This is a genomic window from Flavobacterium sp. 90 (assembly GCF_004339525.1).
In the GTDB taxonomy this organism is placed as follows: Bacteria; Bacteroidota; Bacteroidia; order Flavobacteriales; family Flavobacteriaceae; genus Flavobacterium.
Genome location: NZ_SMGE01000001.1, coordinates 2813081 through 2825317 on the forward strand (window position 1 = coordinate 2813081; position 12237 = coordinate 2825317).

9 protein-coding genes are annotated in these 12237 nt (G+C 33.2%); 3 read left to right on the top strand and 6 right to left on the bottom strand.

Annotation, left to right across the window (positions count from 1 at the left end; translation table 11 throughout):
* Positions 1-149: 149 nt before the first annotated feature.
* From C8C83_RS11395 to C8C83_RS11410, 4 genes are all read right to left on the bottom strand, one after another.
* A complete protein-coding gene (locus C8C83_RS11395) occupies positions 150-488 on the bottom strand; it encodes a T9SS type A sorting domain-containing protein (protein WP_121328691.1) in 339 nt (112 codons plus the stop codon).
* Between the two features lie 117 nt (positions 489-605).
* The gene (locus C8C83_RS11400; protein WP_121328692.1) at positions 606-1808 is read right to left on the bottom strand and encodes a hypothetical protein; all 1203 of its coding nucleotides are present in this window, start codon (positions 1806-1808) and stop codon (positions 606-608) included.
* Positions 1809-2005: 197 nt separating this feature from the next.
* Entirely contained in the window at positions 2006-3505 is a 1500-nt protein-coding gene (locus C8C83_RS11405; RefSeq protein WP_158598150.1) for a T9SS type A sorting domain-containing protein, read from the bottom strand.
* A gap of 216 nt (positions 3506-3721) precedes the next feature.
* The gene (locus tag C8C83_RS11410; protein WP_121328694.1) at positions 3722-6535 is read right to left on the bottom strand and encodes a TonB-dependent receptor; all 2814 of its coding nucleotides are present in this window, start codon (positions 6533-6535) and stop codon (positions 3722-3724) included.
* Between the two features lie 233 nt (positions 6536-6768).
* Here C8C83_RS11410 and C8C83_RS11415 point away from each other — a divergent pair, with 233 nt between their 5' ends.
* The 3 genes from C8C83_RS11415 to C8C83_RS11425 all read left to right on the top strand — a co-directional run bounded on the left by C8C83_RS11415 (position 6769) and on the right by C8C83_RS11425 (position 10289).
* Entirely contained in the window at positions 6769-7452 is a 684-nt protein-coding gene (locus C8C83_RS11415) for a response regulator transcription factor (protein WP_041518469.1), read from the top strand.
* Between the two features lie 292 nt (positions 7453-7744).
* Positions 7745-8824 carry an ATP-binding protein gene (locus C8C83_RS11420; protein WP_099709700.1) on the top strand — a complete coding sequence of 360 codons (1080 nt, stop codon included), beginning with the start codon at positions 7745-7747 and terminating at the stop codon, positions 8822-8824.
* A 169-nt stretch (positions 8825-8993) separates the two neighbouring features.
* Complete coding sequence (locus C8C83_RS11425; protein ID WP_121328696.1) at positions 8994-10289, top strand: porin; 1296 nt, start codon at positions 8994-8996, stop codon at positions 10287-10289.
* Here C8C83_RS11425 and C8C83_RS11430 read toward each other — a convergent pair.
* On the bottom strand, positions 10286-11362 hold the full coding sequence (locus C8C83_RS11430) for a glycosyltransferase (protein ID WP_121328697.1): 1077 nt from the start codon (positions 11360-11362) through the stop codon (positions 10286-10288). The two genes, C8C83_RS11425 and C8C83_RS11430, sit on opposite strands and share 4 nt — an antisense overlap.
* Before the next feature lie 247 nt (positions 11363-11609).
* Positions 11610-12206 carry a hypothetical protein gene (locus C8C83_RS11435; protein WP_121328698.1) on the bottom strand — a complete coding sequence of 199 codons (597 nt, stop codon included), beginning with the start codon at positions 12204-12206 and terminating at the stop codon, positions 11610-11612.
* Positions 12207-12237 lie beyond the last annotated feature (31 nt).

Below are 12237 nucleotides of genomic sequence, written 5' to 3' on the forward strand. Positions count from 1 at the left end.
ACTTTTTTTGTACAAAGATATTGTTTTTAGTTTTCAGTCGCAGTTTTCAGTCGCAGTTTTTAAAGCACAGTGAAGTTGAAAACTGAAAACGGCGACTGAATACGATAAAAAAAAACTCCAATAAAAATTGGAGCTTTTTTGAATATGTTTTATCGAATAATTAGCTTTCGTGTTGCTGAGGCATTTTCTTCGCTTATTTTGATGATATAAACACCAGGAACAAGATCAGCAACGTTCAATTCTTTTGAAGTTAAATGCAGTTGAAGTACTTTTTTACCCAGAATATCAAAAATGATGATTTCCTTTTCTAAATCATTTTTAGACGAAATATAAACTTTTCCGTTAGTCACTGGGTTAGGGTACAAGCTTAGACCCTCAATGGTTGTAGACTCTTGAGGTTTTGGTAATTGCTTACTGTCTTGTGCCGAAACACTTAGAGTAAAGAAAAAAGCCAATAAGAATGTAATATAAAAGTAGTTTTTTGCCATCGCATTTTTTTGATTACTGTAAATATACAAAAAAAATTACAAAAATTACGCCAAAAAAAAACATCCTAAGAATTTAGGATGTTTTTAACAATTTATGTTTGAAATATGATTTTCAAATTATTTGATCAAGTTTACACCATCAACTGTTGCCCAAGCACCAGGAGTTAATGTAGCTCCAGTAGCAGTAGTACTAGTTGTCCAGTTTGTTGCAGGAAGAAAGCTAGCTGCAGATAATGTAAAAGTAGCCTGTCCTGAAATGAAAGTAATAGGAGAGTTAGTAATTTTTACGTTGTTTAATTTGATTTTTCCACCAGCAACTTGGTGATCGTAAGTAACTTTATCTAATATTTGTAATACACCACCATTGAATGCTGTAGGTGTAGTTTGACTAACATAACCATCGATTACGATATTGCTGTAGTCACCATTTCCTTCTTTTTTAAATTGAATAGCATCCAATTGAATTTCTTTTTGTTCTTCTGTAACTGTACCTGCAGCTCTTTTTAGAGTGATGTTAGTTACTTTTGGAAAAAATGCATTGTTATTATTAGAAGCTTCGATTTCCATACCATAGTTTCCTTTATCAACTTGGTAAGCATACCAGTTTGTATTTGCTTGACCTTGCCATCCATCTTGCCAGTCAAATGAATCATCATAGTTTCCGTAAGAGATAGAATTTGTTAAACTTACAGTTCCTCCGAAGAATTCGTATCCGTCATCAGCACCTTTGTAAGATACTAAGTGATCTAAAGTTGTTCCTGAACCTACAGAGTAGAAAGTAAAACCATTGTTTTCTTTTGCACCGTCAGCTAATTTTGAACCAGCGTATTCAACTCTTGTATATACTAATGAACCACCATTGTGAGCTGGATTTGGAGTTTCTGATCCGTAAGAGATGTTGTTTCCGTCTTCTGAAGTAGAAGTTGCTTTGCCACCAGCTACATTTACAGGAGCATCACCATACATTATGATTCCTCCCCAAGATCCTGGAACTTTTGATTTTTCTGTAAATACTACTGGTTTGTCAGCAGTACCTTTTGTAATTAATTTTCCGCCTTTTAAAACAACTAATGCGTTGTCTCCAGTAGCTTTATCGATAGTAATTGTTGATCCTGCTTCAAAAGTTACAGTTACACCTTCGTTGATTTTTACAATTCCTTTTAAAGTGTAGTTACCAAGAACGTAAGTTTTGTTTGCAGTGATTGGACCTGTGATTTCGCCTGTTGCAGGTGGAGTAACAGGAGTTGGATCATCACTACTTGAGCAAGAATTTAAAAATAATCCTGTAGCAAGTGCTAAAGCAAAAAGTTTAGTTTTCATAGTTGTGTTATTATGTGTTTTTATTTTTGTCAAAATTAGAACGATAATCTTTTTCGGGTGTTATCTGAATATTACTTTACGGTTACCAAAAACAAACTAAAATGTGAAGAGAATGTTAAGAGATTTTTTACAATAGTTTATAAATAAAAAAAGCCCCGAATGAAATTCGGAGCTTTGATTTTAAATGTGTTATAATTTTATTGATATGAGATTTTCCCAGATTTAACCTCTTTATTATCAGATATAATTTTATAAAAGTAGATTCCTTTTGGATAATTTGAGGGGATATTCCATTTTATAATTTGATTGGGAGTGGCAGTACCTTTAAAAACGGATTGAGCGTTTCTTAATCCTTCAGAATAAACAATGATTTCCATTTCCTGATTGCTGGAAGAACTTGTTGTGAAATTTACAGCGTCTGATGTAGGGTTTGGATAAACAGTAGATATTAACGCTTCTTCATTGTTTGAAGATTTAAAGATTAATCCAGGATTATGGGGTAGCAAAATGCCATTACTAGGTGCATATTGATTTCCTGACGTTACCATTCTTTTTAATATAAAATCCTTAGGAGAATTGAAATATCTATTAAAGGTAGCTGGAGTTAGCACCAAATTTTGTGATGTGTCTGGTAATTCGCTACCGTCTCCATCCTGATCAATTACATACCATGAGTATTGATAAGAATGAGCACCTAAACCTCCTGTAGGTACAGTACCATCAACTGTTGATCCATTCAAAGTAATTGTATTATTCCCTACGAGAGAATTATGTGGTATCGGGACACCATTACTAGGTGCATATTGATTTCCTGACGTTATCATTCTTTTTAATATAAAATTATTAGGAGAATTGAAATATCTATTAAACGTAGCTGGAGTTAGTATTAAATTTTGTGATGTATCAGGTAATTGGCTACTGTCTCCATCTTGATCAATCACATACCATGAATATTGATAAGAGCCTATTCCGCCTGTTGGCAAACTCCCGGTAACTATTACTCCATCTATAGAGATTATATTATTTTGTACAAAAGGTGGAGGAGTAACCGTGACGGTTATTTCGGCACTAGTATTAGTAAGACCTGCTGATGTAACACTTCTTTTAAATGATGTCGTTGCAGCAAGAATGCCTGGTGAATAATTTATACCAGTAGCTCCTGAAATGATAGAATATGCACCATCTCCAACCTTTTTTTTCTGCCATGAATAAGTAAAAGTTCCATTACCACCTGATGGATTGGAACCACTTATGGCATTTGCCGATTGTCCTTCAAAAACGGTTTGATTTCCTGAGATAATATTGTTAGTTATCGAAGTTGCTGGTGCAGCTTTATAGTTAACAGTAATTTTAATCATTTTAGAGTCAGCTTGAAAACAACTACCATCTGTAGAGAATTTATAAGCAATCTGAGTGTCGGCTGTTACTGTTTTCTTAAATTTGTATCTTATAGTAGTATTTTGTCCAGGTGTCAAGATGCTTCCATTTGTATAGCTTGTTGAAAGTATACCATCATTATTTGCACATGATTGCAATGCATTAAGAAATACAGGATCGCTGGTGCTTCCATAACAATTGACCAACACATCAACGGTTCCTTCTGCTCCTGAATTAACATCAATTGTTTTTGTTTGAGGACTGTAGGTGACATAATTTTGAGAAAATCCAATCTCTGCCAAAAAAAGCAGAGACATCATAAATAGTAATTTTACATTTTTCATAAGTTGTTGTTTAAAATTCAAGATAAAATTAGCAGGATAATTTTTACAACATGTTATGTAGGTATTACATTACAGTTAGCTAAAAAACATTAAATTATCAGAAAAACGCTATGAGTTTTTTTTTAAGGACGTATAAATAAAAAAAGCTCCAGATATCTGGAGCTTTCATTTTTGTATTTATTTGGATGGGTACTAAAAAGTGTATCCTAGTTTTAAAGAGAAACCAACTCCTTTTTTATAGCTGTTTGCCAGTAAAGAGGATTCATCTACTTTTATAGTTCCCTCGTTTCCAAATTCACGTTTTCTCCATGAATTTAAAATGTTATCGGCAGTGAATTTTACATCAAAGTGATCAGAAAGTTTGCTTCCCCATACAAAATCCAATTGCTGTACAGGCAACTCATAGATGTTGTCTTGTCCATTGGTTCCTACAGCATATATTCTTTTTCCAAAAACACCGTAAACAAGAGACATAGTATTTGGCATGTCTTTTCCTAAATTAAATTCATATTTTAAATCTGAATTGACTAACCAGTTTGATGCTCCTTGCAGTGATCTTGATTGATGTGTTTCAATTGAAGGTTTTACAGTAATTACTCCGTCCTCATCGATAGATTCAAAAGTTGGGCTTACAGTAACTTTTGATGACATCAAAGTAGCATTTAATCCCCATGAAAAATTATCTAAGTTTTCGCTGATTCTTTCTAAACCAACAAGTAATTCAGCTTCTACTCCAAATAAGTTGGCACTTTCCGAATTTAGAAAAGTAGTAACTGTTCCTGTAGTTGCGTTTGAGATGAAAGTTTTTTCAATTGGATTGACAAGGTGTTTTCCAAATATTCCAACAGTAATCATTTCTTTAGACGTTGGGAACAATTCATATTTTAAGTCAGCATTGTAATTGTCGCTGTTTTTCAAAATTGAATTTCCTTGAGTTGAAGTTCCGTCAGCATTAATGAAAGATATAGGGAAAGCCTCCATGATAACTGGTTTCGTGTATGTTTTGCTTGCTGCAAAACGAATGTTAGCGGTGTCAGTCAGTAAATACTTAAGATTTACCGATGGTAAAAAATAGGCATTATCATATTTTAATACTCTGAAAGGAGAATCAAAAGAACCTAATGTTCTGTAATGAGTTTCCTTAAGAGTGCTTTCAAAACGAACTCCTGCGTTTACTTCAAGTTTCTCTCCAAATTTTAAAAACAAATTAGTATAACCTGCATTAGCCATTTCGTCAAGTTTAACTTTGTAAGTAGCATTAGAGTTTTCGCTAAAAGTCATTTTATTAGCTGAAATGTCGCTGGTTATTTGAGTATCTATATTATTTATGCTTGTAGTAAAACCCTCATTACCGGTACTTGAAACAAAACGGTATGAAGATTCCATCTTAGATCCGCTGCCATTATATCCAACGGTTAATTTGTTTTGTTTGTCATTTTTCCCGAATTTCAAATTATACTCTACTAATGCTGAATAAAAAGAATTACCATCGACAGTTAAATATTGGCGCAGAAAATTATTTCCTCCATAAGAAGTGCTTATCATATCATCGCCTACTTTAAGACCAGAGAAATACTTTCTATCTGGCTGCTCATATTTTGTAGTAGCAAATGAGGCTCCAGCTTTAATAGTTTGGTTTTTGTCTTTGCTTATTGCGTATTCACCTAATAATTGGGCATTCAAATAATCACTTTTGTCTAATTGATTGGTACGGATAAATCCATTTTCAGCAGCTGTTCCTGCTGATGGCCCGTATTGATCTTTTATAGAGTTTAAGTTCGTTCTGATGTATAATGTGTTGAACGATAACTTAAGTCTGTCATTGCTGTAGTTTAAACCAACTAATGCTGAGTTTGTGGTTTTGAAACGATAATCAGTAGTGATAAAATTGTTTACATATTTAGATCCTGAAGACTGTAAATCGATAGTTCTGTCAACTCCTTCTCTTATTGAGAAATTATTGTCGTAATTTAGAGAAAGCAGGTACGAGAAAGTTTGATTATTACTCAAATCAAATTTCTCGGCATGCAAAAGGTTGAAACTTGTGTTTAAAGGACTTTTAGTTTCATTTACATTAAAACCTTTATCGTTACTTACTGAGTTTAATGCCTGGTCAGTTGTGTAAGTTTGTCTCGTTGCCTGATTGCCAAGAAAACTTGGTAATTCTCTGTCTTTACCATTAAATCCTAAAAAGCCTGTTGCTGTATCTGCATCATTTGATAATAAGAAATCTTTAAAGCTGTTTCCGGTTGTGTAACCTGCTCCAATACTTATTTTCGTAACGCTTTTTGTTGGCTTTGAAGTTTGAATGTTGAAAGTACCTCCTGCAAAATCACCATATATATTTGGATTAAATGTTTTGTACACATCAATTACTCCAACAATATTCGTTGGAAACAAATCCAAAGCAATAATTTTAGTGAATGGGCTGTTTGTAGGTGCAGCCAAATCATTAATCAATAAATTATTATAGCGGTCTTCCAGTCCACGTACAAATATTCCACGTGAATCTACTTTAGTGATTCCGGTAATTTTTGTCAAACCTTCCTCAACATCACTTACACCTTTTCTAGCCATTTCTTGTGCACCAATACTTTGTTTGATAACAACAGCATTTTTTTGGTCTAGTAATAATGCAGTTTCTTTTTCTTTGTTTGCTGTCGATTTTACAACAACATCTTTAAGAGTATAACCTCCGGACGAAAGCACCTGATTAACAGTAACAGTTTCGTTTGCTTTAACAGTCACGGGTTTTTCTACAGATTCATATCCAACGAAACTAAAGATAATAGTATAATTTCCTGGATTTACAGTCAACGAATATTTTCCGTCGATGTCAGTGTTAGCGCTAATGTTTGTACCTTTAATTAAAACATTTGCAAAAGGTAACGATTGGTTGTTCATTTCCTTGTCGGTTAATACACCAGAAATCGTACCTTTGGTTTGTGCGATCGAAATCGTACAGATGAATAATGTGATAAATAGAAATTTTAAATTGAATTTCATTTCAGTGTTGTGTTTAATTTATTTTTGTGCAAAGAAAGAAACGCTGTGTAAAGTTCATGTTAGGCACTTGTTATGTTTTTGTGTCTTGTAGATTATCAAATTGTTACCAGATTAAATTACAGTTAACTGCAATTTTTGACCGTTGTTTTATTAGTATATTTACCATCTCAAATGAAAATCATCGAATGTATAATAAAGAAAATTTGATGTAAGAATCTCAATTTTTGCTATTTATGAAAAAAACACAAACCAAGATTTTATTAGTTGACGATGAACCAGATATCTTAGAAATCGTTGGCTATAACCTTGCTCAGGAAGGCTACCAGATTGTAACAGCTTCAAATGGAAAAGAAGCTATAGCAAAAGCTCAGAAAGAATTGCCGGACTTGATTATTATGGACGTAATGATGGCTGAAATGGACGGAATGGAAGCTTGCGAACACATTAGAAAAATTCCTGAATTAAATAATGTTATCATAACATTCCTAACAGCGAGAAGCGAAGATTACTCACAAGTTGCTGGTTTTGATGCAGGTGCAGATGACTATATCACCAAGCCAATAAAACCAAAATTATTGGTCAGCAAAGTAAAGGCTTTGTTAAGAAGGTTAAAAGAACAAGAAGTAGTCAGCGACACTTTAAACGTTGGCGGAATCGAGATTAATCGAGAAGAATATAAGATCATAAAAGGCAATGTAGAAATTGCTTTACCAAGAAAAGAATTCGAATTATTTTATCTATTAGCTTCAAAACCAGGGAAAGTTTTCAAGAGAGACGAAATCCTGGATAAAGTTTGGGGTAATGAAGTAGTAGTTGGAGGAAGAACAATAGATGTTCATATTCGAAAACTACGTGAAAAAATAGGAGAAGATCTTTTTAAAACCATCAAAGGAGTTGGTTATAAATTTGAAGTCTAATTTTTTAAGATACTGAGATTCTGTGGTGCTAATACGCTAAGGCTTTATAAGTGCGGAATTTTAGATAAGATTAAACGGATTCAAATTGTTTTAAAAACATCCTATAAAAATTAGAACCATATAAGTGATATAAGTTCATTTTATTTGTTGTTCGAAATTTTTAAAAATTAGTATATTTAGCACATATAAGCATAAAGTTTATATGTGCTAAGTCATTTATAGTCAAAAGTAAAATGAACTTATATCACTTATATGGTGAAAAAAATAATCTCTTAATGGTTAAATAATTTCAATGAAAATTAATTTTAAAAAAACATACAAATTTGCTATCAAATCGGCATTATATATAAGTCTATTTGCAACAGGATTTGTACTGATGTTAATGTCATTATTCTATAAAAATCAACTAAAACATCAGGTTGCATTTGGAATAATTTTTATTATATCAATTTATATATTCGCGTTTTTAGTTTTGCAATATCGTGTAGAGCGCTTTATTTACAGAAGAGTAAAAAAAATATACGATGAGGTTTCTTTGTTAGAATCTACAACACTTATCAATCAGCCGATAACTACAGATATGGAAACGCTTTCGCGTGAAGTAAAGAAGTTTGCAACTGATAAAAAACTTGAAATCGAAATGCTTGAAATTCGCGAGCAATACCGAAGAGAGTTTTTAGGAAACGTTTCGCACGAACTTAAAACACCGTTGTTTACTGTTCAGGGTTATGTTTCGACATTGCTTGATGGTGCAATGGACGACAAGAATATCAGAAAGAAATATTTAAAACGTGCCGAAAAAGGAGTAGAGCGTCTTATATATATAGTAGAAGATTTGGATATGATAACCAAATTAGAATCAGGAGATTTAGATTTGAATTTTACTGATTTTAATATCGTGGATCTTATTCAGAATGTTTTCGATTTATTAGAAATGAAAGCTGATAAAAAGAAAATCAAATTGGCCTTTGAAAGCAAAAACGTTCAGTCAGTAATTGTTCGAGGGGATCAGGACAGAATTCAACAAGTTTTGGAAAATCTTATCGTGAACTCTATTAAATATGGAAAAGATGGCGGTCTGACCGAAGTTGGCGTTGTCAATTTAACTAAGAAAAAAGTCTTAATCAGAATTAGTGATAATGGAGAAGGAGTTGAAAAACAAAATATTCCAAGACTTTTTGAACGTTTTTACAGAGTTGACAAAAGCGGAACTCGTTCTGAAGGAGGTTCCGGTTTGGGATTGGCGATCGTAAAACATATTATTGAAGCTCATAAAGAGAAGGTTTATGTAGAAAGTGAGTTCGGAATAGGTTCTGAGTTCTCTTTTACGCTTGAAAAAGCAAATAAAACAATAAAAGCTGAAGTTAAATAATTGTAAGCTACTTTCTGCGGAGTACAGTAAAACAGGGTGTTTTAACATTAGTTAAACATTGGCTGAGAATCCGTAACAATAAATTTTTATTATAGTAACATCTTGTTAATGATTTCTTAACATAGGTGACACATCTTTGCACCTTGAAATTAAGGGAATTAGAGAAAAGATGATAAAAAGAAAATTAGTTGCCGTTTTATTGCTAATATCTGGCGTTGTAAGTGCACAGGATTTGAATAAACAGGATGTAAAAAACGAAGTAATGCGTATTTTAGATTCTATTAATAAGGCAAAACTTCCGGAGACCAAATCTGGAGGAGGAGTAGAAGAACACTGGTACGACAGAATCTCTTTGAGAGGTTATGCGCAAATAAGATACAATGGTTTGTTTTCTACAAATGATAAAGTGTCTTGTGAGCAATGTGATAAATCATGGGGAACAACTTCTACAGATCCGGATGCAAAAGCAAACAACGGATTATTTATAAGACGTGCACGTTTAGTGTTTTCAGGACAAGTTCATCCAAATGTGTTTTTCTATTTTCAGCCTGACTTTGCTAGTTCTCCAAGTACTGGAATTCAGAATTTCGTTCAGATTCGAGACTTGTATTTTGATCTTTCATTTGATAAAAAGAGAGAATATCGTGTTCGTGTTGGGCAAAGTAAAATCCCTTATGGTTTCGAAAACATGCAATCGAGTTCACAACGTTTGGCTTTAGACAGAAATGATGCTATGAATAGCGCCATATTAAATGAGCGTGATTTAGGAATTTTCTTTTATTGGGCACCAGCCGAAATCAGAGAACGTTTTGCAATGTTAGTAAAAGACGGTTACAAAGGTTCGGGCGATTTTGGTGTTTTTGCTTTTGGAGTTTACAACGGTCAAATTGCCAATAAACTAGACGGAAACAGAGATTTGAATGTTGTTGCCAGAGTAACCTATCCATTCGTAATTGGAAGTCAGATTATTGAACCTGGAATTCAGGCTTATACTGGAAAATGGGCTTTTACGGGAGAAATTTCACCAGGAGTTAAAGTAAACGATCCGCAATATGTAAAAGATCAAAGAGTAGGAGCAACATTTGTTTTGTATCCAAGACCTTTTGGAATCCAGACAGAATATAATATTGGAAGAGGACCACGTTATAATACATTGACCAACACAGTAGATGATACTGATTTAGATGGAGGTTATGTATTATTGAATTACAAATTAGACATTAAAAAACAACATATATATCCTTTTGCAAAGTTTCAATACTATGATGGAGGAAAAAAATATGAGAAAGATGCTCGTAGTTATGTAGTTAGAGACTATGAAATTGGTATAGAATGGCAACCAATCAAAGCCTTCGAACTTACAGCTGAATATGTAATTGCTGACCGTACATTCGAAGACAGTGCATTGCTAATCAACAGACAACAAGGAAATTTATTGAGACTTCAGGCTCAGTTTAATTTCTAATTTTTATCCTCGAATATAGAGAATAAATTATCCCAGTCAATATCTTCATTGAATTGGGTTAAACCTTTAAACGACTTTACTTTTGAAAGATCTTCAATGGTAAAGTCGTCTTGCATTGCATACGGTACCAAATTCTCTTCCTGAAGTTTTATCGCCAGATATTCTTGTTCATATTGTCCCGGAGTAGGAATAAAAAAGGCTTTTTTGCCCAATTTTGCCAAATCCATCACAGTTGTGTAACCTGAGCGGCATAAAACAAACTCACTTTCGTTAAAGGTTTGTTCCAATTGCTTAGAATTCATGAAATTGTAATACGTAACATTTCCGTTTTGCCATTTGTTTTGTGTTTTCTCAACAATACCTTGTACAAATACAACCTTACCTTTGTAGTTTACAATTTCTTTTTGAAGTTTCTCATCCAGAAAAGTTCGTTGCGGTTCCGGTCCTGACAAAATGATCATCAAATCATAAGTCTTCGGAATGTCTTTTTTGCGCATTCTGCTCAACGGACCAATATACTTTAGGTTCAGATCATTTGTTTTAAGATGACCAAGATCACCCGTCAAATTGACTTTCTCATTAGTATCCGGAACCCAGCATTCTGCGTATTTTTTTATAATATGTTGATGGCATTTACTCGTAAACCAAGTTGTATTTCCCGTCATCACATTCAATTGATGCGTCATAAATATAGAAGGTACTTTTTTACTAAAAACCCCTAATCTATTGTCAGAAATAATACCGTCAATCCCATGTTTTTTTATCCAACTGTTCACTACTTTTTTTTCATCAAGAATAGCGACAATCATCTTAGGTAAATTCTTAATCAGTTTCCACTTAAAATTTTTACCATTCTTTGCATATTCAATATGATAAGAAGGTAATTCCAATGTTTGTACATAAGGAAATTCTTTGCGTAACAAAGCTAGTGCAACTCCATCAGAAGCGATTATTGGGATATAATTGTTTTCTTGAAGCGCTTTGATAATTGGGATGCATCTTGCAGCATGGCCTAATCCCCAGTTTAATGGAGCAACTAAAATTGTTTTGTTCGCAGAATAGTCAATGCTCATAGTTTAACGCTTTTTAAAAACGAAGATAAAGAAATATGTTTTCTATGATATTTCAGGCGTATTACTAAATTATTAAACTCTATATTCAGGTTTAAAAGGCGTTTTCGGACAAAAAAGTCTAAAAATAGTTCAATTTCTGACGTAAGGTTATTTGTATGTTAACGACTAAATTGATGTCAGGAAGCTTTTTTGCATAAAAAAAGGAACTACATTATGTAGTTCCTTCTTATATATGGGTGTGAAATTATTATTTATCCTGAATATAAGTTTTGTTTCCATTAGAGTTAATGTAGTATCTACCACCTTTTGGTCCCGTGTACACTTTTTTTCCATTGTATTCTCCGGTAACTTTATCAGCTACTTTTGGAGCTTTTTCATTCGTTTCTTTTAATGTTTTAGAAGCACTTGTTTTAGCTGATGTTGCATCTTTTGTTGCCTTTTTACTTGCTGCGTCTGCTTTTGCTGCGGTTTTAGTTGCATCAGATTCAGCTTTTGAAGTTGCTTTTTTTGCTTTCGCAGAAGCGTCAGTAGCATCAGCACTTGCTTTTTTAGCTTTAGCTGTTTCTTTTTTAGCTGTTGCAGAAGCATCATTAGCAGCGTCGGTAGCAGCTTTTTTAGATTTAGCAGTTTCTTTTTTTGCTTTTGTTGATGCCGAAGTAGCGTCATCTGCTGCTGCTTTAGATTTTTTAGCTTCTTTTTTTGCGTCCGAAGTTGCTTTATCGGCGCTGGATTTTGCTTTTTTAGCAGAAGCTTCCGTTTTGCTCTTTGTAGTTTTAGCTGTTTCCTGAGCATAAAAATTAGATGAGAAAACAACTAGAAAACAGAGTAATAATAATTTTTTCATATGATTTAAAATTTAAATTTCAATTAAAATT